The sequence below is a fragment of the Vibrio maritimus genome (genome assembly GCF_021441885.1).
Classification (GTDB): domain Bacteria; phylum Pseudomonadota; class Gammaproteobacteria; order Enterobacterales; family Vibrionaceae; genus Vibrio; species Vibrio maritimus_B.
Map to the genome: position 1 here is coordinate 2,535,258 of NZ_CP090438.1, position 24,778 is coordinate 2,560,035.

Annotated in this window: 22 protein-coding genes and 2 tRNA genes; 12 read left to right on the plus strand and 12 right to left on the minus strand. The window is 45.8% G+C overall.

All coding sequences use genetic code 11. The annotated features are described in order from the left end of the window. Positions 1–56: 56 nt before the first annotated feature. Positions 57–1,055 carry a nucleoid-associated protein YejK gene (gene yejK / locus LY387_RS11490; RefSeq protein WP_042474175.1) on the minus strand — a complete coding sequence of 333 codons (999 nt, stop codon included), beginning with the start codon at positions 1,053–1,055 and terminating at the stop codon, positions 57–59. Positions 1,056–1,139: 84 nt separating this feature from the next. Between yejK and LY387_RS11495 the strand changes: the two genes are divergently transcribed. The 5 genes from LY387_RS11495 (at position 1,140) to LY387_RS11515 (ending at position 4,216) form a co-directional block, all read left to right on the plus strand. Continuing rightward, positions 1,140–1,367, plus strand: coding sequence for a YejL family protein (locus tag LY387_RS11495; protein WP_042474173.1), 228 nt, complete (start codon positions 1,140–1,142; stop codon positions 1,365–1,367). Between the two features lie 29 nt (positions 1,368–1,396). Continuing rightward, a complete protein-coding gene (locus tag LY387_RS11500) occupies positions 1,397–3,217 on the plus strand; it encodes a DUF3413 domain-containing protein (protein ID WP_234494213.1) in 1,821 nt (606 codons plus the stop codon). 65 nt (positions 3,218–3,282) lie between these two features. Continuing rightward, positions 3,283–3,359 (plus strand) — tRNA-Pro (locus LY387_RS11505). A 160-nt stretch (positions 3,360–3,519) separates the two neighbouring features. Further along, positions 3,520–3,610: transfer RNA gene (locus LY387_RS11510), tRNA-Ser, on the plus strand. Between the two features lie 111 nt (positions 3,611–3,721). Next, on the plus strand, positions 3,722–4,216 hold the full coding sequence (locus LY387_RS11515) for a peptidylprolyl isomerase (RefSeq protein WP_234494214.1): 495 nt from the start codon (positions 3,722–3,724) through the stop codon (positions 4,214–4,216). Between the two features lie 47 nt (positions 4,217–4,263). On the opposite strand, the gene LY387_RS11520 is transcribed toward LY387_RS11515, so the two are convergent. From LY387_RS11520 to LY387_RS11530, 3 genes are all read right to left on the minus strand, one after another. Next, positions 4,264–4,467 carry a DUF2986 domain-containing protein gene (locus tag LY387_RS11520; protein ID WP_234494215.1) on the minus strand — a complete coding sequence of 68 codons (204 nt, stop codon included), beginning with the start codon at positions 4,465–4,467 and terminating at the stop codon, positions 4,264–4,266. A gap of 102 nt (positions 4,468–4,569) precedes the next feature. Then, on the minus strand, positions 4,570–5,067 hold the full coding sequence (locus LY387_RS11525; protein ID WP_234494216.1) for an NUDIX domain-containing protein: 498 nt from the start codon (positions 5,065–5,067) through the stop codon (positions 4,570–4,572). Next, positions 5,064–5,981 (minus strand): histone deacetylase, encoded by a 918-nt coding sequence (locus LY387_RS11530; protein WP_234494217.1) that lies wholly within the window; start codon positions 5,979–5,981, stop codon positions 5,064–5,066. The genes LY387_RS11525 and LY387_RS11530 overlap by 4 nt, the downstream gene beginning before the upstream one ends. 69 nt (positions 5,982–6,050) lie before the next feature. On the opposite strand from LY387_RS11530, the gene LY387_RS11535 reads away from it, so the two are divergent. Further along, complete coding sequence (locus tag LY387_RS11535) at positions 6,051–6,737, plus strand: SDR family oxidoreductase (RefSeq protein ID WP_234494218.1); 687 nt, start codon at positions 6,051–6,053, stop codon at positions 6,735–6,737. Between the two features lie 19 nt (positions 6,738–6,756). On the opposite strand, the gene LY387_RS11540 is transcribed toward LY387_RS11535, so the two are convergent. The 3 genes from LY387_RS11540 to LY387_RS11550 form a co-directional block, all read right to left on the minus strand. Next, the gene (locus LY387_RS11540; protein WP_234494219.1) at positions 6,757–8,706 is read right to left on the minus strand and encodes a DNA topoisomerase III; all 1,950 of its coding nucleotides are present in this window, start codon (positions 8,704–8,706) and stop codon (positions 6,757–6,759) included. A 119-nt stretch (positions 8,707–8,825) separates the two neighbouring features. Then, positions 8,826–9,374, minus strand: coding sequence for an NAD(P)H nitroreductase (locus LY387_RS11545; protein WP_234494220.1), 549 nt, complete (start codon positions 9,372–9,374; stop codon positions 8,826–8,828). Between the two features lie 127 nt (positions 9,375–9,501). Then, positions 9,502–11,514 (minus strand): NADPH-dependent 2,4-dienoyl-CoA reductase, encoded by a 2,013-nt coding sequence (locus tag LY387_RS11550; RefSeq protein ID WP_234496107.1) that lies wholly within the window; start codon positions 11,512–11,514, stop codon positions 9,502–9,504. A 288-nt stretch (positions 11,515–11,802) separates the two neighbouring features. Between LY387_RS11550 and sppA the strand changes: the two genes are divergently transcribed. From sppA to LY387_RS11565, 3 genes are all read left to right on the plus strand, one after another. Next, entirely contained in the window at positions 11,803–13,656 is a 1,854-nt protein-coding gene (gene sppA, locus LY387_RS11555) for a signal peptide peptidase SppA (protein ID WP_234494221.1), read from the plus strand. Positions 13,657–13,767: 111 nt separating this feature from the next. Continuing rightward, positions 13,768–14,781, plus strand: coding sequence for an asparaginase (gene ansA, locus LY387_RS11560; RefSeq protein WP_234494222.1), 1,014 nt, complete (start codon positions 13,768–13,770; stop codon positions 14,779–14,781). Positions 14,782–15,185: 404 nt separating this feature from the next. Then, the gene (locus tag LY387_RS11565; RefSeq protein WP_234496108.1) at positions 15,186–16,394 is read left to right on the plus strand and encodes a NupC/NupG family nucleoside CNT transporter; all 1,209 of its coding nucleotides are present in this window, start codon (positions 15,186–15,188) and stop codon (positions 16,392–16,394) included. 90 nt (positions 16,395–16,484) lie between these two features. Here the strand turns inward: LY387_RS11565 and LY387_RS11570 are convergent, their stop codons facing one another. Then, a complete protein-coding gene (locus LY387_RS11570; protein ID WP_234494223.1) occupies positions 16,485–16,952 on the minus strand; it encodes a low molecular weight protein-tyrosine-phosphatase in 468 nt (155 codons plus the stop codon). Between the two features lie 356 nt (positions 16,953–17,308). Between LY387_RS11570 and LY387_RS11575 the strand changes: the two genes are divergently transcribed. Then, positions 17,309–17,836 carry a hypothetical protein gene (locus tag LY387_RS11575; RefSeq protein ID WP_234494224.1) on the plus strand — a complete coding sequence of 176 codons (528 nt, stop codon included), beginning with the start codon at positions 17,309–17,311 and terminating at the stop codon, positions 17,834–17,836. Positions 17,837–18,138: 302 nt separating this feature from the next. Here the strand turns inward: LY387_RS11575 and LY387_RS11580 are convergent, their stop codons facing one another. From LY387_RS11580 to LY387_RS11595, 4 genes are all read right to left on the minus strand, one after another. Continuing rightward, positions 18,139–19,257 carry a hypothetical protein gene (locus LY387_RS11580; protein WP_234494225.1) on the minus strand — a complete coding sequence of 373 codons (1,119 nt, stop codon included), beginning with the start codon at positions 19,255–19,257 and terminating at the stop codon, positions 18,139–18,141. Next, positions 19,257–19,622, minus strand: a complete 366-nt coding sequence (locus tag LY387_RS11585; RefSeq protein WP_234494226.1) for a hypothetical protein — start codon at positions 19,620–19,622, stop codon at positions 19,257–19,259. Before LY387_RS11585 ends, LY387_RS11580 begins: the two co-directional genes overlap by 1 nt. A 290-nt stretch (positions 19,623–19,912) precedes the next feature. Continuing rightward, positions 19,913–20,713: an abortive infection family protein gene (locus LY387_RS11590; RefSeq protein WP_234494227.1), complete on the minus strand. Its 801-nt coding sequence runs from the start codon at positions 20,711–20,713 to the stop codon at positions 19,913–19,915. A 204-nt stretch (positions 20,714–20,917) separates the two neighbouring features. After that, positions 20,918–21,466: a recombinase family protein gene (locus tag LY387_RS11595; RefSeq protein WP_234494228.1), complete on the minus strand. Its 549-nt coding sequence runs from the start codon at positions 21,464–21,466 to the stop codon at positions 20,918–20,920. A 1,547-nt stretch (positions 21,467–23,013) separates the two neighbouring features. Between LY387_RS11595 and LY387_RS11600 the strand changes: the two genes are divergently transcribed. Both LY387_RS11600 and LY387_RS11605 read left to right on the plus strand, forming a co-directional pair. Next, positions 23,014–23,238, plus strand: coding sequence for an excisionase (locus tag LY387_RS11600; RefSeq protein ID WP_112478899.1), 225 nt, complete (start codon positions 23,014–23,016; stop codon positions 23,236–23,238). Beyond that, entirely contained in the window at positions 23,228–24,382 is a 1,155-nt protein-coding gene (locus tag LY387_RS11605; RefSeq protein ID WP_234494229.1) for a phage integrase Arm DNA-binding domain-containing protein, read from the plus strand. The genes LY387_RS11600 and LY387_RS11605 overlap by 11 nt, the downstream gene beginning before the upstream one ends. The last annotated feature ends 396 nt before the right edge of the window (positions 24,383–24,778 follow it).

Genomic DNA, 24,778 nt, shown 5'->3' on the forward strand with positions numbered 1-24,778 from the left:
TTTAGCACAAAGACGTCATCAGCAAAAAAGCGCTACAAAGTAGCGCTTTTAACGAATTAACGATTTCTAGTGAGTTGGTCTTTTAAGTTAGGTGGTGTGCCTTTAATCGTCAACGTATCTGTATCTGGATCGTAGAACACGCGCTCGCCTAACAACAGACTATCAAAGCTTAGATTTAGACCACCGCCAGCACCCACAAATTTAGTGAGTTTACGAACGGTCGAGCGATCGGCTGGGAAGCTCTCTTCTAGCTCATAACCTTGCTCTTGGGTGTAATCCAAAAAGCTTGCACCTTCATTGCTTGGTAACTCTCCAGATAACTCTTTGATTTGAACTTCATCACCCGATTTCAGCTGGTCATTACAGTAATCGTACACTTGCTTTTTGTAGTTTACCGTTTCGTCTTTATCCAACTGTGCATCGGCACAATAATCTTCGACCGCCTGCATCAGTATCGAGTTTTGCTGTTTGGTATCTAAGCCTACTTCGGCTTGCAAGAAGTCTAAAAAGAAATCAGCAACCTTGCGACCAACACGTCCTTTAATGTAGGTCAAATAACGATTAGAGCTCTTATCAAGGTCATAGCTTGTCAGGTCAATACGTGCCGCGATATCCATTTTGGCAATATCGAGGTAATCAATAGAACCAATGTTCAAACCTTCAGTCACTTGCAAACTGTTGTATGAAGGCAGTAAACCAATGAACAGATAATCTGTAGCCAGAGACTGATATTGAGCCATCACTAAAGTGCCCGCTTCGGCAAATGGGTACTTCGCCAGTTCGGTCTTTAATCGCTCTGCGCTCTGCTGAGAAAAGCTATAGAAATCTTTCTCGCCTTTGAGCAGTTCACTTAGCCAAATTTGGAAATCACTCTCGCTCGTGAAGGAACCAAACCCTTTTCCTGCTTTCGAATTGAAGACACGATGCAGTTCAGCGACTAGAGTTTCAGTAGAACTGTCATTTTGAAGCATCTCTTGGCGATACTGAACGACAAGCTCTTCCTGCTCATTTATTGCTAACTGGTGTAAAATTACGTTAGATAGGTTCAAACTCATTGTGAATTTATCATGGTTGCTGTTTCGTTTGTGATGCAGAGTAGGGTATCATAAGCCGCTTTCATTATCATTAGCAGAGTCTTTATGCCAATTACATCTAAATATACCGATCAACAAGTTGAAGACATCCTTGCCGAAGTTGCCGCTGTTCTAGACAAACACGGCGCGAGCGCAGAACTTTCTTTGATGATCGCAGGGAATATCGCAACCAATGTCTTAAATCAAAACGTTGCTCCTTCACAACGCCAAGCAATTGCGGAAAAATTCTCTAAGGCTCTGATTTCATCCCTAGAAACAAAAGACCAACACTAAAATTTAAGAACGGATAGACTGAACGGCAGATGGTAGATAGCGGAAATTCATACGGAGAAAGAGTGTCTCGCCTAGTAGGCTGGGGACACTGGTTTGCGTTTTTTAATATTATCGCGGCGATGCTTATCGGTACGCGTTATATTGCTGCCTCGCCGTGGCCCGACACTTTGTTTGGGCAAGTCTATCTACTCGCCTCTTGGATTGGCCACTTCGGATTTTTAGTTTTTGCGCTGTACCTCTTGGTGCTTTTCCCGCTCACCTTTATTGTACCGTCGCGAAAACTGTTTAGATTACTCGCCGTCTGTTTTGCCACCTTTGGTTTGACTGTCCTACTTATAGATACGCAAGCCTATCAAACGATAAATCTCCACCTATCACCTGTCGTTTGGGATCTCTTATTCAGCGATGATACGAGTCCGATCAGCTCCGATCTTCAGCACTTATTTATCGTGTTGCCACCTATATTCCTAGCGCAGTTAGCGCTCGCTGAATGGGTGTGGCGCAAACAACGTAAACTGTCTCACAAGCACGTCGGGCGCCCAATTGCTGCACTTTTCTTCGTCTGCTTTATCGCAAGCCATATGATCTTCATGTGGGCGGATGCATTTTTCTATAACCCGATTACGGTTCAGAAAGCGAACTTCCCTCTATCGTACCCAATGACAGCTAAATCCTTTATGGAGAAGCACGGTCTATTAGATAGAGATGAATACCTTCAAAAGCTCAGAGACAATGAAGGCGCTGCCGACCTCGTTAGTTACCCTTTAACTGAAATCGAGTTCAACCGTCGCTCTGAAAATCTCAATGTACTCGTGGTTAGCATCAATAATTTGCGTGCGGACATGCTTAACCCGCAAAACATGCCGGTTGCATACGGTTTTGCGTTGAACAATCAAAACTTTGTCAATCATTACAGTTCGAGTAATGATGACTTTGGTGCCTTTGGATTGATGTACGGTCTTCCGAGCAGTTATGCGAGCAGCATCAAAGCACAGGGCTCTGAGCCGCTGATGATGTCCATTCTAGCGAATCAAGGCTATCGCTTTGAGCTTTTCAGTGGCGATAACTTCGAAGATGACCTTTATAGCGAAACCATCTTCAGAAAATTCCCAATGGCCGACTTAACGGCAACCGAGTCGGAGACACTTGATAGAACCATTTCTGATAATGCGGCTATTGAGCAGTGGAGTGATGCCATCATTAATGGCTCAAACAAACCATGGTTTAGTTTCATAGAACTGACTACGGTAGACAACTTCAGTGACTACCAACCAGACTCTGATGCACTGACCGCTGAACAGCGTTTTGTCAGTGCTTACTCTGCCGCTGCCGCTGCAGCAGACGCTGAGTTTGGTAAGATTCTACAAACTCTAGTAGACCAAAACCTAATGAGTAACACCGTGGTCATCCTAACGTCGAATCACGGTACAGAGTTCAACGAAACTAAGACACGTAGCTGGGGATCCAACACCAACTATAGTCAGTATCAGTTGCGCGTCCCTATGGTCATCCACTGGCCTGGGAAACTGGCCGCTGACTATACCCATATGACAAGTCATTTGGATTTAGCAGCGACGATAATGCAAGACTTGAGCGGTGTGTCGACCAGCGCGAAAAACTACAGCAGCGGTCGTAACCTGTTTGATGAGCGCAAGCGTAAATGGATCATTGCTGGCGATACTCGCGAACTCGCCCTAATAACCAGTAAAGAGACAACCGTTGTCGATAAATTTGGTAACTATAGCCTTTACGATGAAAACTACGATCGCATTAGAGATAAGAACCCCAAGCTACCTATCTTGATGCAAGGCTTTACTGAGCTGCAACGCTTCTACTCAAAAAGTCAGTAAATCAAGCAGTTAAACGTGATATAAACCCTTGACCAGCAAAACACTCTGGTTTAGATTGATCCCATCGGACTGTAGCGCAGCTTGGTAGCGCACCGTCATGGGGTGTCGGGGGTCGCTGGTTCAAATCCAGTCAGTCCGACCATATTTCAGCCCCAAGAGAAATCTTGGGGCTTTTTACTACTCATATGTGTAGTTTTTAGACACCCAAACCATTAATTTGCCTCAACTGCTTATAATTAAAGCAAACAGTAAAATTAAGGGTTTACAAACAGTGAGATGCCCATTATTATGCGCATCAACACGGAGAGATGGCTGAGTGGTCGAAAGCACCGGTCTTGAAAACCGGCAACCGTTAATAGCGGTTCTAGGGTTCAAATCCCTATCTCTCCGCCACATTCGAAGAAGCCGCTGATTATTCAGCGGCTTTTTTCATTTCTAGCCCTTCAAAACCTAGTTCTTGAAACCTGCTACAATCAGCTACAACCCCACCTCAGAGAATATACAATGATTATCTTAACCACCACCTATGGCGACATCGAAATTGAGCTAAACATGGAACGAGCACCAGTGAGTTCAAAGAATTTTCTCCGTTATTGTGAAGAGGGATTCTATGAGGGCACGATTTTCCATCGCGTGATTGATGGCTTTATGATTCAAGGTGGTGGTCACACTGAAGATATGACCGAAAAGGATACTCACGCCCCGATTGCTAATGAGGCAAATCGCGGACTAAAAAACACGACGGGCACTATTGCTTTCGCTCGCACCGACGCCCCGCATTCGGCCACAGCACAGTTCTTTATTAACCTCGATGACAACGACTTTCTGGACCATACCGCGAAAACCAACAACGGTTGGGGCTACGCTGTATTCGGAAAAGTGACATCTGGCATGGATATCGTCAATAACATAGGGAAAGCCATGACAGGCATTAAGAAGGGTCATGAAGACGTGCCGCTTGATACCATCAAGATAGAAAAGGTCACTATCGTCGATTAAGTTGACGAGGTCGGTCTCAATAGTACAGCCCAGATACAGTAAAGGCGCTACTCAGTAGCGCCTTTTTCATTCTGTTCATCGTTTGTCGGTTGAGCATCAGCAACCAACTCTGGGCTCGATGCCTCTTCTGCTTCCATTTTGGCACGTTCAGCCTTCGAGATATAACGCGGCTTGTTGCTCTTCTGCTTTTTCGCATTGGCTTTCTTGGCTTTGGCTTTCAAGATCTGATTGATCTTCTTTTTCCTGTTCATATCTGGCTCTTCATGGTCTAGCAGGTCAACTTTGGCTGCGCATAATAGCGTTCTACGCTGTATTTATCCATAGTAGCGTAGCTTTGTAGTCGATTCAGTGAGTCACTCGTTACCGTCAAGACGGTTGATGCTCTCACCTTCGCCTTGAACATAACTACCTAAATGTGTGGCGTAATGACCCTTTTCAATGATTGGCAGCACCTCTTCACAAAGATTGGCTGGAAAGGTTTTATGCTCAGTGAGTTTTTCGATAGGCAGCCAGACGACTTCCTGAATATACTCCTCATCGTTTAAACCTTGCAAATTCTGCAGGTTGGCGTCACCCGTCCAATCTGTAATGTGATAAAACAGCTCGACATGATAGCGCTCGGCGGAGGTTTCATAAAACTCTCGAACGCAAATGAGCTCACCGACCTCTACATCCAGATTGGTCTCTTCTTTAAACTCTCGTTTCAAGCCCTGTTTAGTACTGACATCACCCTCTTCAAAACCACCACCTGGCGGAATCCAATACTCACCTGAGTAAGGGTCTTGAACTCGCAGCATCAAAACACAATTATCTTTAACTGCTATCCCTGCAGCACGAATGCGATGTTTCATGGAATCTCCTTCAGTTGGGCGGCTGCCTCGATCAGTGAATAATGAATCGGTACTAAATCAGCATGTTGACTGCGATAACCTCCCCCTATTACACACGCAATCGGAATGCCTCGTTGGTAGCAGGTCGACAGCATCCAACTATCACGCGCTTTAATACCCTCGAGACTCACCTCCAGAAAACCAAGCTCATCATCTTGGTGAATGTCTACACCAGCATCAAATATGACGATATCAGGTTGATGGAGATCGAGTGCAAGCTGGACCACTTGTTGAAAGCCCTCTAAAAATTCTTTGTCTTTCGTTCCTCGTGAGAATGGGACATCAAAATCAGAATTCGGTTTGCGCGCAGGGAAGTTCTTATCACAGTGTAATGACAGCGTTACGATATTTGGATTGTCGTTCATCAGGGAGGCTGTGCCATCTCCGTGGTGAACGTCACTATCAACAATTAGCACCTTATCCGCTCCTCGCGTGAGGGCATGTCGTGCAGCAACCGCTAAGTCATTAAACAAGCAAAAGCCACTGCCATAATTAAAATGAGCGTGGTGATAGCCTCCGCTCAAATGGATGGCAATGCCTTGTTCAAATGCTTTTTCGACCGTCAACATCGTGCCGCCCGTAGAGGTCAACGTACGCTCTATCAACCGTTCACTCCAAGGAAAGCCAATACGGCGCATTTTCGCTGCTGGCAGCGTCCCTAGTACTAAATCATCGGTATAGTCACCACAATGGGTCTGTTTAATTGTTTCGACGCTCACAGCACTTGGCTTGAAGAACTGAAAGGGTGACCACGATGTCTCGAGGTATGCCTCTAATATCGCCTTATACAACAATTCATACTTACGAATTGGATAGCGGTGCCCTTCGGGGAGATCGAGCGCTGAGTAAATAGGGTGATAGATCAATGGAATCAAAGTATTCTATTCTCAATTAAACGTCTGAATTAAAAAGGTCACGCGTCATACTAGCGCTAGGAGAGCAACATGAAAACCGTATTCATTACTGGAGCCAATCGTGGTATCGGTCTCGCCCTGACGAAAAAGTATTTAGAGTCTGGGTATCAAGTCCACGCCACCTATCGAAGTCCTAGTGACGCCCTTGAGCTTCTCTCATTAGAAGTCAGCGAATCTAACCTAACGACTTACACGCTGGATGTAACCCATTACGAGGCTGTCGCAAAATTAGCGCAAACGCTACCTGACCTCGATATTTTTATAAACAATGCTGGCTACTACGGTCCGAAAGGCTATGGTTTTGGAAACACGGACTTAGATGAGTGGCGCAAAGTACTTGAGATTAACACCATAGCGCCACTTAAATTGGTTGAGCTACTTTATCCCAAGCTTCGAAACTCACCCACTAAGATGATTGCATGCCTCTCGTCAAAGGTAGGAAGCATGACAGAAAACACCTCAGGCGGCGGCTATATCTATCGCTCTTCAAAAGCAGCACTTAACTCGGTAGTGAAGAGCCTGAGCAATGACCTATCCTCGCAAGGGTTTACCGTTTTAGCGCTGCATCCAGGTTGGGTACAGACCGAAATGGGCGGACCCAACGCGCTGATCTCAACGACAACATCCGCGCAGGGGCTGTTTAACGTTATCCGCCAAGCCTCTATCGCTGATTCCGGTCGCTTCCTTAACTATGATGGCACGGAGTTACCTTGGTAACTAACCACCAGATCTAGTGTTACTTACTGCGTCGCTTTGCGGTTCCACCCGCACTGCGGCGTTTTTTGTACTTTTTAAATGCGGGTTTTTCGACTTTCGGCAAATTCCTTAACGACTCAGGAACGGGGCCCGTTTTGACTTGATTCATTAATTGATCAAGCTTGCTGTTAAGCTCCGACATAAAGGGGCCATAAGACTGTGTCTTCTCTGCCATGCCTTGCAGCTGAAACTCCCAATGAGCCGTCATATCTGGGTACGTTGATTCATCTGGCAAAGCATGAATAAGCCCTCGACCAGCAGGTGTGCTAAGTACTGACTTCCCTTGGCGTTTCAATAGCTGACGTTTAAATAGCGTATCCAAGATACCTGCGCGTGTGGCTTCTGTGCCAATACCATCGGTATCGCGAAGAATTTTCTTAAGGGACTTATCTTCAACGAAACGACTGATGCCTGTCATCGCTTGCAGCAGAGTCGCCTCAGTGAAATGTCTTGGTGGCTCGGTTTTCTTCTCACCTATCTCGCCTTCACGACAAGTGAGAACCGTGCCTACTTCTAGCGGAGGAACCGCATCGACACCCTCTTCTTGGTCATTAGCACTGTTGCCTAACAACACGCGCCAGCCGGGCTCTTGAAGGCGCTTACCTTTAGCCACAAATTGCCCCCCCTGAATGTCGAACTCCAACATCGCTTCTGCATAGACGGCAGGCGGGTAAAACTGCATCACGTATTGTCTCGCAATCAGACCGTAAACCTTTTCCTCAAACCCAGACAATACCATGCTGGTTTTCTTTGGCGTGGGGATGATCGCGTGGTGCGCGTCGACTTTGCTGTCATTCCAAGCCTTGGATTTACGGCTGCTATCTGCGTTATCTACTGCCGAGGCGTATTCTTTGCTGTTGTTCTTTATCGCTGCCAAGACGTCATTAGCTTGGTAGAAGTGATCTTTAGGAAGGTAGCGGTTATCGGAGCGTGGATAGGTAATGAGCTTGTGTTTCTCATACAATGCCTGACAGACATCCAATACCTGTTGAGCACTCATGTTGTAGCGCTTTGCGGCGTCAATCTGCAGTGCTGACAATGAATACGGTAAGGGAGCATTTTGCTTCGTCGACTTGTGTTCCGACTTAACCACCTTAGCTGGTTGACCTTTGATGCGCTCAGCGACGTTCTCGACCAATTTGCGATTGAGTACGCGACCTTCCTCATCCTGCCACGGTTTACACGCCTCACTTGGACGCCATTTAGCTCGAATATCAAAAGCAGGACCGGTGTCTTGATATGGGATCAATGCATGCAACGTGAAATAGTCTTTAGGAATGAAGTTTTCGATTTCTTCATCACGGCGAACCACTAACCCCAGAACTGGCGTTTGAACGCGGCCAACAGAGAGTACGCCTTGGTAACCCGCTTTTTGACCCAATAAGGTGTATGCGCGAGACATGTTCATTCCATACAACCAATCAGCGCGAGAGCGTGCAAGCGCAGACACTGAGAGAGGAATAAACTCTCTGTTCATTCTCATTCCATTGAGCGCCTTTTTAACCGCAGGCAAGTTCAAGTCGCTGATAAGAAGTCGCTGCGCTGATTCTTTTTTGGCCTTGGAGACCTTACAGTAATCAATAACCTCATCTACCAGCAGTTGCCCTTCTCTATCTGGGTCACCTGCATTAACTATTGTCGTGGCGGTCTTAAGCAGCTTTTTCACCGCTGTAAGCTGCTTAGAAGCGCTCTTTCGAGGACGCAGTTGCCATTGCTGAGGAACAATAGGCAGGTCCGCTAGATTCCACTTTTTGTAACGCTCATCGTAAGCATCTGGCTCAACTTGCTCCAACAAGTGACCAATGCACCAGGTCACAACGTCACCATTGCCACATTGGATAAAACCATCGCCTTTCTTCTGAGGATTAGGTAATGCAGCCGCAATAGCTCGGCCGAGGCTAGGTTTTTCTGCAATAAAGAGACGTGTCATAGATGTGGCGGTTTCTAGAAATAATAAAGGTAAGCTTAACTAAGCTTACCTTTGAGAATCAAGAAAAAACTGTATAAATAGCCAGTTAGCTTTCGGGGTCCTTCTAAGAAGGTATCGCTTTAAAGAAAGTGAACGAATTTACCTAGTTCTCGCTCAGGTACTTTCATTGGTGTGCAGCCAGGGGTGCCAACGTAGAGGAAGCCGACGATTTGATCTTGCCCCTCCAGCTCAAATGCCTGACGAACATGATCATCAAACATCCACTTGCCTGAGCGCCAAAACGCTTGAAAGCCCTGAGCAACGGCAGCCATCTGCATCGCCTGTACCGCACACCCGGCTGAAAGATACTGCTCCATTGCAGGTACTTTGTCGTGTGGCGTCACCTTAGCGATCACTGTGATAACAAGTGGCGCTCGAAACGGCGCTTTTTGAGCCTTATCAATCACCACTTGCTCACTGCCTGCGAGTGTGGCGGCTTCGCTCAGAATATTGGCGAGTTTTTGTCTGCCTTCCCCTTGTGCTAACACAAAACGCCAAGGTGTGAGACCAGCGTGGTCTGGGGCACGCAGCCCCGCTTTAATGATATTTTCTAGAACGACCCCTTCTGGCGCGGGGTCTGAAAGTTTGGCAATTGAACGTCGGTTGAGCAACAGGTCTAAAGCATCCATAACGCGTCCCTCTTATGGTTATTATCGTTTCGTTATAATAACAAAGTGTTAACGTCTACGCACTTACAATGAGAACCGATCTCAATTAGTGACCTGTTGCCTCTCTCTAAATGGTTTAAATGACGCGCTACAGCTTGGCTGCCAGCTCTACACCTTGGCGAATTGCGCGCACTGCATCAAGCTCACCAGCATAGTCGGCACCACCAATGACATGCAGTTTATCACCGAAATCAGGCCACTCATTTTCAAACGGCTGGACGGATTCTTGTCCTGCACATATCACCACTTTGTCCGCCGGAATCAGTTTCGACTCTCCTTTGACGGTAATGTGCAGACCCTTGTCATCGATCTTGTCATAAGACACACCACCAAGTAGGTGCACACCCCGTTTTTCAAGCGTCTTCTTGTGTATCCAGCCCGTTGTCTTACCAGGACCTTTACCGACTCGCCCTTCTTTACGCTGCATCACCCACACGTTAGTACTGGTCGTTGAATCTGGGAACGGATACAACCCACCAGGATGTTCAAGGTTTTTATCGATACCCCATTCATATAACCAGTCATCCAGAGTCTGACCTTGGGGCTCGGTAATCATGCTTGCGATATCAATACCAATACCACCAGCGCCCATAATAGCGACATTTTCGCCTAGATAAGTCTTGTCACGAATCACTGTTTGATAGTCGATAACCTTATCTTTATTGTCGATACCTTCCATTTTAGGCATTCTCGGTTTCACACCGGTCGCCATCACGACTTCATCGTATTCTTTCAGAAGATCAGCGGTGGCTTCGGTCTCTAGGTGGAGCTTAACGCCAGTTTGGGCGATACGGTTGGCGAAGTAGCGAATCGTTTCTCTAAACTCTTCTTTACCCGGTATCTGCATGGCAAGTCGGAACTGACCACCAATGCGATCGTTCTTCTCGAATAGGTCAACCGAATGCCCCTTCTCAGCCAGTGTGGTTGCACAAGCAAGTCCCGCAGGCCCTGCCCCAACAACTGCAATGTTTTTGCTGTTCACCGTCTTTTTAATAATCAAGTCGGTCTCGTAACACGCTTGTGGGTTGACTAAACAGGTCGCTCGCTTGCCTTTAAAGGCGTTGTCCAAACACGCTTGGTTACAACCGATACACGTATTAATGAAATGCGCCTCACCCTGCTCGGCTTTGGCAACAAAATGGGGATCCGCCAAGAACGGTCTCGCCATAGAAACCATATCGGCATGACCGGATGAAAGTATGCGCTCGGCTTCATCGGGGGTGTTGATTCGGTTAGTCGTAATAACAGGGATAGAAAGGTGCGGGCGAATCTTCTCTGTCACCCACGTAAAGGCACCGCGCGGCACTTGGGTAGCAATTGTTGGAACCTTCGCTTCGTGCCAACCAATGCCGGTGTTGATTATGGTCACGCCTGCTTGCTCGAGTGCTTTACCGAGCTGCACCACCTCTTCAAAAGTACTGCCTTGCTCAACTAAGTCCAGCATGGAAAGGCGGAAAATAATAATGAAATCTTCACCCACGGCAGCGCGCACAGCTTTCACTATCTCTAGCGGCAAGCGAATACGGTTGTCGTAGCTGCCACCCCATTCATCATAACGGACGTTTGTGCGCTGGCAGATGAATTGGTTGATGAAATAGCCTTCCGAGCCCATGATTTCCACACCGTCGTAGCCTGCCTCTCTTGCGAGAGCAGCGCTGTTAGCGTAAGCATCAATGGTTTTCCAGATCTGGCGACTGCTCATTTCACTTGGAGCAAAAGGGGTAATCGGTGATTTAATCTTGGAAGCACTTTGTGAAAATGGATGATAGCCATAGCGACCTGCGTGAAGGATTTGCAATGCTATCTTACCGCCATGCTTATGAACGGCTTCTGTCACCACTTTGTGTGCTTTGGCATGTTTAGGCTTACTAAATTCTGCCGCAAATGGTGCAAGTCGACCGCGAAGGTTGGGCGCAAAACCACCTGTCACTATCAGCCCAACCCCACCTTTTGCGCGCTCTTCATAGAATGCCGCAAGTTTGTGTAAACCTTCTTTGTGCTCTTCGAGACCAGTGTGCATTGATCCCATAAGTACTCGGTTTTTGAGTTGAGTGAATCCTAAATCCAGTGGCTTAAGTAAGTTCGGGTACATGGCTGACATCACTTCCATTGTTTTTGTTGTGGTCTGACCAGAATATTATGGAAAGGTTAAAAAATCAAACTAGCGTTTACATTCTGACAACATAAGCAGAAAAACTTTCTGAATCTTTGAACTTCATCTAGTATGTTAAGTCTCTAATTTATATTCACTTAACCCCTCGCTGATAGATATCGGCAACTTACACGTACAATTACACTATTCATACAGCGAATTATTAACCTCAGCGCTACACTAGTAATTGATGTTTAGGGAAATGAACACTCACCTGACGTGTGATGTGGAGAGACAATGAAAAAAGTATTCCGTTTTATAGGTATGATTTTCAAAGGCATATGGAAGTTAATTAACTTCACTAGGCTTGCCATTGTGAATCTGTTTTTCTTCGCCATGATCGCTGTGTTTTACTTTGCTTTGACGCAAAGCGACGCACCTGCAAAAGTCGAAACCAAAGCGTCTGCGTTGGTTATGAATCTATCTGGACCAATAGTTGAGCAAAGCACCTACGTTAACCCGATGGATTCGTTTACGGGTTCGCTGTTTGGGCAAGATCTTCCTAAAGAAAATGTGCTGTTCGATGTTGTCGATACCATTCGTCACGCCTCGCAAGATGAGAAAGTGACCGGACTGGTGCTATCACTCCGTGACATGCCAGAAACCAGCCTGACGAAACTGCGTTACATCGCTAAAGCGATCAACGAATTCAAAGCAACCGGTAAACCCGTGTATGCCTACGGCGCGTTCTACAACCAAAGCCAATACTATCTGGCGAGCTATGCAGACAAAGTCTATCTGGCGCCAGATGGCGCAGTGTTAGTCAAAGGCTACAGCGCCTACTCTATGTACTTTAAGACGCTTCTCGAAAAGCTCGACGTAACGACTCATGTTTTTCGTGTCGGAACCTACAAATCTGCTGTCGAGCCTTTCCTTCGCGACGATATGTCTGAAGACGCTAAAGCCAATGCAACTCGTTGGATTGGGCAGCTATGGGGAGCCTATGTCGATGATGTTTCAACCAATCGTGAAATTGACCCTGGCGTACTAACGCCGAGCATGGATGATTTCTTGGCATCACTCAAAAACGTCGATGGTGATCTAGCGGCGCTATCTAAAGAGATGGGGTTGGTTGATGAGCTCGCGACTAAGCAGCAAGTTAACGAAGCTATGGTCGAAGAATTCGGCAGCGACGGTGACGGCGGCTTCAACGCGGTGGGTTACTATGAATACCTCGCATCAGTACCTTTTGATTTTCCTGACAATCCAGATAGCCAAGTAGCCGTTGTTGTTGCAAGCGGGTCAATTATGGATGGTGAGCAGCCACGCGGCACCATAGGTGGCGACACAACCGCAGCGCTTCTCAAACAAGCTCGTGAGGATGACAGTGTAAAATCTGTGGTTCTTCGCGTTGATAGCCCAGGAGGCAGCGCATTTGCATCCGAAGTGATTCGCAACGAAGTTCAGGCTCTCAAAGATGCAGGTAAACCTGTCGTCGTTTCTATGTCAAGTGTGGCAGCGTCTGGCGGTTATTGGATCTCCATGAGTGCATCGCAAATCATGGCACAGCCAACAACAATTACCGGCTCGATTGGTATCTTTAGCGTCATAACCACGTTCGAAAAAGGTCTCAACAATATTGGCGTCAATACTGATGGTGTCGGCACGACTCCATTCTCTGGCGTGGGGATCACGCGTGGCATCAATGAAGGCGCTTCACAAGCCTTCCAAATGGGTATCGAGCATGGTTACAAACGTTTTATCTCACTAGTGTCTGACAATCGCGATATGTCCGTGACGGAAGTCGATGATGTGGCGCAGGGCCGAGTATGGACCGGACAAGACGCACTTGAGCACGGCCTTATCGATAAGATTGGTGACTTTGACGATGCGGTTGCTCTGGCGGCCGAGTTAGCGAGCTTAGAACAATACGATGTGATGTTTGTTGAAGAGCCACTAAGCCCTGCACAACAATTTGTGCAAGACCTGATGAAGCAAGTGCATGTGAGTTTGGGACTTGATATCTCTTCTTGGATCCCACAAAGCTTATTGCCTGTAGCAAACGAGCTTAAGCAACATGCTTCGCTCATGGAGAGCTTCAATGACCCGAAAGGTCACTACGTGCTATGCCTGACTTGTAACGTCCAGTAGAGGCCTCATCAGCAAAACCGTGATTCAGAGCCACCGATTGGTGGCTCTTTTATTTGTTTTGGTTATAATCGCCCCCATCTGTTCCCCCCGACTAACAAAGTGATGTCTGTCATGACGAGAAAACACATCTATATCGCCTACACTGGCGGCACAATCGGCATGCAAAAGTCCGATCATGGCTATATCCCGGTAGCTGGATTTATGGAAAAACAATTGGCGAGTATGCCAGAGTTCCATCGACCAGAAATGCCAGAGTTTACTATCCATGAGTACGAGCCGCTGATCGACTCGTCTGATATGACGCCTGCAGATTGGCAACAAATCGCCGATGATATTCGCGACAACTACGACAAGTACGATGGCTTTGTGATTCTGCACGGTACAGACACGATGGCGTATACAGCGTCGGCACTCTCTTTCATGTTGGAGAACTTAGGTAAGCCTGTAATTGTGACTGGCTCACAGATCCCACTTGCGGAGCTGCGCTCTGATGGTCAAGCTAACCTTTTGAATGCCCTGCACATCGCAGCAAACTATCCAATCAATGAAGTGACTTTGTTCTTCAACAATCAGCTGATGCGCGGTAACCGCAGCACGAAATCACACGCTGATGGCTTCAACGCGTTTACGTCGCCAAATCTACCACCATTGCTTGAAGCGGGTATCAACATTCAGCTCAGCAGTGGTGTTGAAATCAATAAAGCACCGGAAGGTGAATTTAAGGTGCATGATATTACGCCTCAACCAATTGGCGTCATCACCATGTACCCTGGTATCTCTCATGAGGTTATTCGAAACACCCTACTACAGCCGGTCAATGCAATGATTCTATTGACCTTCGGTGTCGGCAACGCGCCGCAAAACCCTGAGCTGCTTGGTCATCTAAAAGAAGCGTCTGAGCGCGGTGTTATCGTGGTAAACCTAACTCAGTGTCTCGCGGGTAAGGTCAACATGGGCGGTTATGCGACAGGCTGTGCCCTTGCGGATGCGGGTGTAATCAGCGGCTTCGATATGACCCCAGAGGCGGCCCTAGCGAAGCTTCACTACTTGCTGAGCCAAAACCTTGGCTACGAAGAAGTTAAGTCTCAAATGCTTGAAGTCCTTCGTGGTGAGATGAGTAAATAGCCCATCCCCACTCGTTAACTTCTATAGGCTGCGTGTTGAGTTTCACGCAGCCTTTATCCTCTCTCTACAGTCTGAACTGTCGCTCCTATCAATGCATAGTCGTTCGTTTTATCACCATTTAAAACACTTCGCGTGATTTTCACGTGCATTCACAACTTTTTTCTATATAATCCCGCGCCGTTTGTCAGGTGAAAGCCTGAACACAACCAATACAAGCCGTCACCATGGACCTGTGAATGACCCCAAGGAATCGGACCAGCTTATTTCACAGCTTGTAAAGGTTACTCAATGACAACTTTATTCAACACATACCACATTGTGTGGTTTCCCCGTCCATCATTGGCGGCTTCTTGGTATCACTTTGGCACATCTACCACTCAACTGTTTGGAGGTGCTGCTCAATGATCGCTATTCTCTCTAGCCTGCTAGGCATCGTCTCTCTTATTGCTATCGCGTACCTGTTCTCTGAAAAACGGTCAGCGATCAACTGGAACACCGTACTTCGCGCCCTACTTCTGCAATCACTCGTCGCTGCATTTGTTCTCGCATTTCCCCTTGGTAAAGATATTCTCGGTTCTATGAGCAATGGCGTAGCTACCATTCTTAGCTTCTCTGACCGTGGCATTCAGTTCCTATTTGGTGACTTGGCGACAAACGGTTTCGTGTTCGCCATTCGCGTTCTACCAATCATAGTCGTTATCAGTGCGTTGATCGCGGCACTCTATCACCTCAGCATCATGCAACTGGCAATTCGTATTATCGGTGGCGGCCTGCAAAAGTTCCTTGGCACTAGCAAAGCTGAGTCGCTGGTTGCTACAGGCAACATTTTCCTTTCACAAAGTGAATCACCACTGCTTATTCGCCCGTTCCTAGGCACAATGACACGGTCAGAGCTATTTGCAGTTATGGCAGGTGGTATGGCTTCGGTCGCAGGAAGCGTGCTTGGCGGTTACGCAGGGCTTGGCGTTGAGCTTAAGTACCTCATCGCCGCAAGCTTTATGGCAGCTCCTGGTTCTTTGATGATGGCGAAGCTTCTTGTACCAGAGCAACAAACACCGTCTGACTATAGCGATATCGAACTCGATGACAGCAAGCAAAGCAACATCATCGATGCGCTCGCTGCTGGCGCAATGAACGGCATGAGAGTCGCGGTTGCCGTCGGAACTATGCTTGTCGCCTTCATCAGTGTCATTGCGATGCTCAATGCTGCGATTGAGTCCATCACTGGCTGGTTTGGTGGTGAAGGTATGACACTGGAGCTACTATTTGGCTTCGTGTTTGCGCCTGTTGCTTGGCTAATTGGCGTGGACTCTAGTGAAGTACTTACGGCAGGTTCATTTATCGGTCAAAAAGTAATCTTGAATGAGTTTGTTGCCTTCATCAACTTTGTCGAAGCAAAAGCCATGCTGTCTGACAAAACTCAGGTCATCATCACCTTCGCACTTTGCGGTTTCGCCAACATCGCGTCCATCGCGATTCAGATTGGTGCGATTGCCTCTATGGCACCAGAACGCCGCTCAGATGTCGCAAGTCTTGGTATCAAAGCCGTTCTTGCCGGTACACTCGCTAACCTAATGAGTGCTTGCCTTGCAGGTTTGTTCTTTGTGCTGTAGCGCCTAGCTAGCGTACAACAAGGGGAGCTGATACCTCAGGCTCAAATAAGGTCTCAGTTCCCCGCTTGATATCGCATAACACATTAAACGCTAGGTAAGCTTCGCCAATACGCTATCCGATGCGTCCTCAATCAAATCCAACACCAACTCAAACCCTTGGTCCCCGCCGTAATAAGGATCTGGAATCTCTTTGTAGCTAGACGATCCATGACTAAGAAATAGAGATAGTTTGTGCTGTAAATGGCGAGGACAACGCTGCTTTAGGTCAGCCAAGTTATCTTTATCTGCCGCCAGAATCATATCGAAATCTTCAAAGTCATCATCCGTAACCTGCCTTGCTCGGATGCCAGCAAACGAGTAACCACGTGCTTCCCCCGCTTTTTTAGCTCTTGAATCTGGCGGATTGCCTTGGTGATAACCGATGGTACCCGCTGAATCAATTTCGACGTCGATACCGGCTTGCTCTGCTCGAGCACGTAATACGGCCTCTCCGGTCGGGGAGCGACAGATATTGCCCATGCATACAACAAGAATCGATGGTTTCTTTTTATTATTCATAGAGTTAACACCTAATTTTGGCCAATTTTCACGTCAAAGATACAAAAAATTTTAGTCGATAAATCAGGTACTTGTGAATAGTTTTGGAGGGATTTTGGAGCGAATTTGCCCTCAAAACGACCATTCAGTATCGATGTGAAAACCCTCCCAACAAACTCTATTCCATATAACCAATTGAAAAATAGATACATTATAGATTTCGACGCGTTCACCAGACTGATTGTCAGTCTTATTTATCTTGAAGAGCAAAAAGTAATCACCAAACGGACTCTTGGCGTTTGGCCGGGTGTTAGCATCAGCAATGAAAGGAGCAGAGTGTTCTCCAACTTATCTCAATCCAAGCAAGGGGAGGAAGTATGAGCGGCATTTTTACTTTACTGGCTTTAGTCATCTTTGGTTTGATTTTGGTAACCAAAATGCGCAGTTACGAAGCTATCGGAAGCACCATCGAACCTGGCGCTAACACCAAGGAGTCAAACTATGAACCAAACTGGGTATTTTACCAAGACCAAACTCAAAGCTCGGTCGATAGCAATTCGTATGAGCCAACTAACGACACCGATTTTGCATCGATGGACTTTACCAACCAATCTCATGTCGATGATGAAAACACCGTCATTAACCCAGCAACAGGCCTTCCAATGGTTGGAGGTATTAGCGGGCTGGATACTATGGGAAATCCGTACGGCTACGACAGTCTGTCTCAAGGCACGTACCCAGACGATACCTCCTCAAGTACTGCTAATAGCGATGTTGAAACTGATTCTAGCTCATGTACTGATCACGGCTCTGACGAATTCACTACTACAGGCTTTGATAATAGTTGCGATAGCAGTTTTGACGATGGCTTCAGCACGGGATTGGATGACGACATGTTTTCGTAGGGGTTCTACATCTAAACGGTTTAAGCGTTGATTGTAGGGCAGGGAGCTTTCGAGTTAGCCTTGGTTTTGAGGCTAACTCGAAAATGGACATGAACGTGTTATAGGTTTTGCTAAATTAGTAAGTGGTGGATTACTTTTAGTATCGAAAATACACATGGACAAACTGTGTCTGTTATAAAAAGATGCCCAATTCAGGATATTAACCACGCTACCACAGCACTAAATTTGGACACCATAAACACTAAATAAAACCCAAACCAAAAATGCCGAGCGTGGATAATTACTCTTAATTTTTTTATAAATTAGTCGCCTAGCACTTCAGATTTGGAGTATCCAAACTTGTTTGGTCTAGTGGGTATGTCAAACAATGAAACACTCAGAACGTCGTCTTCAATAACATGCAAATGGCTCAAGTAGTAGCTAGATTTAGGAAAAAGCCTCCAATTGACAACTTCTTCAGCGACAACCTGATGCTCTCCATCCCCTGTAAACAGTTTTAAGTCATCACCAACTTCCATAACTGTTCCAAATGGAGAAGATTGAGCTTTAAAATACTTGAGAGTTGATAACTCAGAATTTGTATCAATTAACTCATACTCTGATGGACGCTCAATGCTGTTCCAATATAGTTTTAAGTCTTTGGTTACACTGAATAACCCCTTGCCAGAAAACCATGAAGAAACAATCGATTGACCATGAATACTTGTGCATTCTCGAATCTCTGGCTTCGTATTTTTAAGTACTTTAACTAGTTCCCAATACTCTCGATCCGTACCTTCAAAATTTATTTTTTTGGGTATCGAGGCAAAAGAAGCTGTGAACTGGCCACTGACGGTATCAGCAACCAAGTTTGTACTGTGCCAATGACAATCTGAGCATGGGCTATCAATTAACTGATTTACGTGTTCTCTACGTGCATATTTTTTTTCTGGAGTTACCGAAAGCAATCCTGCTTTACCCGCTGCTATAGCCAAACGATGATAAGAGCTAGTGGCTAACTTGAAAGAGACTTCATCAAATATTTTTGTGGGCCGTTGGAACTTTGATACCTTTCCATCCCCCCAATCAAAGTCAAAGGCATCAACTCCACGCTCAGAGGCGACATAAAACCGATTTTTGTAAATATTAATATCAGATGGCCATACTCTTAACTCTTTTGAACAAAGCTCAAATTCTGAAAGAGATTTTTCAGAGATCGAGTATGTACGACTTAACTCGTCAGTTATAGAAACCGTGCCTCTTGAGTAGTTTTTCAATCTCATTTTTTGGAAGGTTCCTAATCCATCTAAACAACGATCAAATACATTATCCCAAGAGTACGCTTTCAAATTTAAGTCGGAGTTAACCAAGAACAAAACTCCTGAATATACAAAAGAGTCAATGTAATCGCCTTCAATTTCAATCTTAACCTTGCCAGCCATCAGAATTGTCCTTGTGCCATCTTATTTCCAATACGTTTACGTATGATTTTTTTCTTTACCCAATCATTTATAGCAAGTGTCGGGGGACGATCTAGCTGTCGTTTAGTTGATACAGGAAAGCCATGCCACTCACCTTGATTGCCCCAAAACTTGGCTACATATAGTTCACCGACAATATCCTCACCAATGACACAAAAGTTATCGTCAATCGACCATAAGCACTCTTTAGGGCAAATCCATTCGTTTACTTTAGCCTTATCAAACAAAGCAGTTTCTTCTGCTTCGGTAACTCTCCACTGACTCTTCTGAGAAATTGGTAAGGCTCCTCTATGCTGAGGGTTCACTTTATAACTTACAAAATCCAACTCTACCTCCGCACCTCTATGTTTTATAAAGCTTTATAGACGGAATGATTTCTTGTTTGCATTCCTTCTATGTTGCTGTCATTCACTATGAAACACAATAAGTATCAACCTGTTGTGTGAATCGACAGAGAATTTCGGGGTAGAACTTCGGAAAGGTTCTGTACAAGTGCCCAAAGTACATATTAGATTAATTTGGTCTACTGCTGGACTGGCTCGTTGAGGCTAAGAAGCCTTGGGGCATAAATCCACTAAGCAAGGGCTGCTGACCAGCCCATGTTGTACTTGAGGACTCAAAAATCTACAGTTGGTTCGGGTCTGTGAGACTCCAAATGTGTCTCAACCAAGAACAAAGCCATTGCGCCTGCGAGGTTCACAGCTAACTCTGCGTGACGTTTTTTAGGTTTCGCTGATTTGGGCTTATCACCGTGTGCATCGCCATGTTTGTTTCTCAACGTGCCTAGACCATTCACAACACCAGAACAACCACCAAGAATTTGCTTAAATACTTGCTCTGAATGCTGCTCAGGAGACATGTTTAATTCTTTAGCGGTAGCTTTGTATAAATCAGATAGTTCAATGCGGTTTTCGTCAAATGATACGCCTCTATCATGAAGAATGTGCTTACATACCGACTCTATGATACTTCGCGCCATAGTTATCGCACCATCTGGATCGTGAGATTTACGTTCAAGTGCTTTCTGCCATGCTCTGTGAATGCTGTCTTCACTGAACTGACTCAGCACTTCATCAATTGACTGATTTGCTGGATGAGCTTGCTTCCCTTCTAGAAAGTCCAAACTCGCAACAAACTGCCCATATATGTACTGCCTTCGCTCTTTGTAGGTTTCGAACTTTGGTTGTATGAAACCCCAAAACTGATCGAGGCTTCTATTTGTTTTTATAAACGAAGGACATAAGCCTTTTAAGGTTGGGTGGTTGATAACATAGTCTCGTAAAACCTTATAATCATTTTGGCTGTTATCATCTCCCCCCGTAGCCCTTGAGATAAGCATGTTTTGGAGGTACTCAATCTTCTCTAAATCGGTGTATTCATCTAAGTAGCATTGCCTATGAATTAAAAATGGCTTCAAATCAACCTCCTGAGTCATCAATATGTCAATATGCGCTTTGCTTGATATTAAGTGCATTAGATGAGTTGAGTCAAAGAGGAGCATGTAGAAATACTGCGAGTACATGCTCTAACGCAGTTTGGGGCAAAAACGTGTCACGACACTCTAGCAGCCAGACGTAAAAACCTCACAATCACTTCTAGAGCCTGATAACCACATCAAACTCTATGTTCCTCCAGACAGCACCTTATACACCGTAGAACGGCTACACGCCAGCTCACGACTAATAGCATGCTTGTTCCACCCGCTGTTATCTAGCTCCCTTATGCGATCATGTAGTGCCAAGTTAGGATAACGCCCAAGGTGCTTTCCTTGCTGTTTGGCTCGTTCTCTCCCTTCATTACATCGCTGCAATATTCTTGAGCGCTCCATCTCTGCAAACGCACCGATTGTGGTATAGATAACGCGCCCCACGTCACTGTTTATATCTAGGTCACCCAAGTCATGACAAATGAGCCCTGCGCCTCGCTCGCTCAATTGGTCGGCGACGCCAAGCGCATCGATTGTATTTCTGGCAATCCGGTCAACCTTGGTGACATGCACAATGTCTCCTTCCCTGGCAAACTCGAGAAGCTGTTTTAACCCCTGACGCTCCGCGCTCTTACCACTGGCTTTATCTTGATAGATCTTTTCACAGCCGATAAGAGTCAGTTGTTCAATCTGAATCCCCAAATCTTGTTCATCGCTACTAACACGAGCATAACCAATCAACATAACCCCTCCTCGAGACTGTCCAATAAGTCCCAGCAAAAATGAAGACATGTACGGCAAGCATTTTGCCGACTTAACGTACATTGATTACCTTACCATTTGGTCGTTTTGCCCAAGTCCGAAAAGGTACACCTTTTTTGACGGTCTATTCGACGAGTACCTGAAACAAGCAGAGTCTAGAAACTCGGATACCACAATCTTTCCAATACCTGCTCAATAGTTGATCTTAACTCGACCACTGGTTCCCAAATTACTGCTGGAAAGTTGCTATTCGCTGGCTCAGTCATAGTTCCTTCCTGTGTTTCGTTGTTTTAGTAAAGCACTGGGGGAGCTATGGAAATCGGATTAAGCAGCCCAAATGACAACTGTTAATTCCATTTAGTGAGTTTTCTTCAGGCATGTGAGGATGCCCTGCCCGTGTGAGTTCTTTAGAGCAATCTCAGAAAAGGGAGATGCCTTGAGCCTCATACGAACCTTACCAGCAGTGATAATCACGCTTTCCGTATTCAAGATTAAGGCCTGCGCTTTGGACAGTTATTCATCCCCAAAAGTAAACTTGGAGCGCGCTCAAGGCCGCGTTGGCCATGTTTGCAATAACAAGAGCGCCCCGCGACATTGCTCAGCAGATTGGCTGTTTCAACGTTTGTTTTACACGCTTGCTAACCCTGTCCGTCGCTCAAGGCCGCTATGGCCAAGTTGTACGATTTAAGCGGCTACGATAAGCGTCAGTGAAGATCCTTTCTCTGCAATAGTCGCGCTGGGTATGGGATTATTTGTCAGTAAAATTTCCCCCAGCATAATTTTTGGGTGGAAGGTAGGGAGGGTCTCCACCCATTACAGATAATTTCGGGTAATTTAGGCTTTCCACCCAAATACCCAAAACAGCCTATTATTGCTTGTAACCTCGCCTTACAACCATCTGATTAATAGATATATTCCTTTTTTCTCCTGTTTTTTTGCCAACGTCAAAACACGCCTTCCACCCATTACGGGAAATAGGACACTTTTCATGATTCAGAAGTTAACGTAATGCAGCGTATTCATTTTACTTTTTGTTTTTCTGACCAATTTCCCCTTGGGTAAAAGAGGGCTCTCCACCCAATACCGGCATTTCACTTAGAATCACCAACAATCGGTTTTCCTATGTCATTGTTTTTAAGTGTTTTCTTTATATTCTCACAAATTTGCCCTACATCTTCCACCCAATATAGAGAAACCAACGGTGAATTTGTCGCTAAGTGCACTTTGTGTTTCCTAGCTGTTTTTCCACTTCCTGCTGTATGTCGAGTGATGATTAAATTCGCAGTTCAGAGCAAGAAAGTTATCTGAACGAAATGTACTTTACTTCTTCGATATTTCTCCGATGGCCTACCCCAAAAAAATTTTTGTGCACTCGTTTTTGGCTGCTTAATCCCATTGCCACCATTACGGCCTCGCTAATCTAGAAAAAGTAGGTAAACGGACTTTTTGGGTTCAACTCAAAGGTATGATGGTCGGTTACAGCAAGGCGATTGGCTGACTCAGGCAACAACTATGGTCAGGAGTGAACTATGCATATTACGATTCGGGAATGGGCAATCCAAGAGTTTGGCTTTGCACCAAGTGCAAGTACGTTGGCGAGCTACGCAAAAACAAAGCAGATACACCCTGCTCCGGTCAAATTCGGAGGAAAATGGATGTGCGATGAAAAAGCGGTATTTGTCGGCCTTTGCTCAACAGATTCCATAGAAATCACCGACCCTGTCGTTGCTAGGATTTTCCGCCATGGCAGCTAGACCTAGAGCACACAATCTAAACGTCCCCAATCTCTATCAGAAATTTGATAGGCGAAATGGCAAGGCGTACTACCAATATCGAGATACTCGAACCGGTAGATTCCATGGATTAGGAACCGACAGAACAACAGCGATTAAGGTTGCGACAGAGCTGAACCGACTCATCGCAGCCCAGATGGTCGAGCAATATCACCACATATTCAATGCTAATCCTGCCAAGAAAAAACGAATGGGGATCAGTACTGGTGAATGGTGTGAGCGATACATGGAGATCCAAGCCGAAAGGCTTGAGACTGGTGAAATCGTTGATGCTACCTTCAAAACACGGAGAAGTGGCATCAAAGTACTAAAAGATAGATGTAAGCATGTCGCTATCAGGGAGCTCGACACAAAGACTCTGGCGATCATCATTGATGAGTACAAACGAGAAGGCAAAACACGAATGGCTCAAGTTCTGAGGTCTATTTGGATCGATGTTTTCAAAGAGGCTCAACATGCCGGTGAGGTTGAAGCCGGCTATAACCCTGCCTTAGCGACCAAGCCCCCAAAAACGAATGTTCGCCGTTCACGTCTAACCGTATCTCACTGGGAGCAAATCGACCGCGTGTTGAAAGAATCACCTCATGTCTATTGCTATCACGCCGCCCTTCTCGCTTTGACGACAGGACTGCGTCGAGAGGACATTTGTAACCTCAAGTTCTCGGACATTGAAGACGGTCTACTCTACGTTGCCACAAGTAAATCTGGGCAAAAAACGAAACTAGCCTTCCCCCTCACCCTTCGTAATCCAATTCTCGATATGACGCTGGCAGACATCATAGGAATGTGCCGAAAGACAGATATAGTGTCGCGTTATCTCGTTCACAACGTAGCGCGGGTACACAGCACCAAACCAGGTGACAAGGTCAACGTAAACACTGTCACTCGCAGGTTTGCCGAGGCTCGAGACAAAGCCGACCTAAAATGGGAGGGCACCCCTCCTACTTTTCATGAACTAAGATCATTGGCCGAACGCACATACCACGAAGCAGGTGTTGATACACAAAAATTACTTGGTCATAAAGACCGTAGAACGACGGATAGATACTCGGATAACCGAGGTAGTGAGTATGTTGTGGTGGGTGAGTTAAATGACGGTCGCTAACGATAAGTTCTAGGTAAAAAGTTACGCTTTTAGCTAAACGATGAAGATACCAACTCTAAAATTTGATCGGAAAGTTTCGACAGAATCGGCGGGATATCAGAGCACTCAGGTGGATTCCCATGCACACTTTGGTAAAATGTGCTAGCTCTCTGGGTAAATTAGCAAATCACGGATTGCCGATGGTATAGAAACCTATTTCAACTCACACTAAAAAATGATTACTCGATAATGTTTCGTATAGTTCTTATTACTCTATTATAGTAACCAAGCTTTGGTTTTTTTGTTAGTATTGAACCTAACACTTGTATAATCAGTTTCGATTTTCTATCTGAGACCAATATCTTATCTCGGCTTAAAGCTACAACCTGGGTCCTACAATTCAATTTAACTGGATGG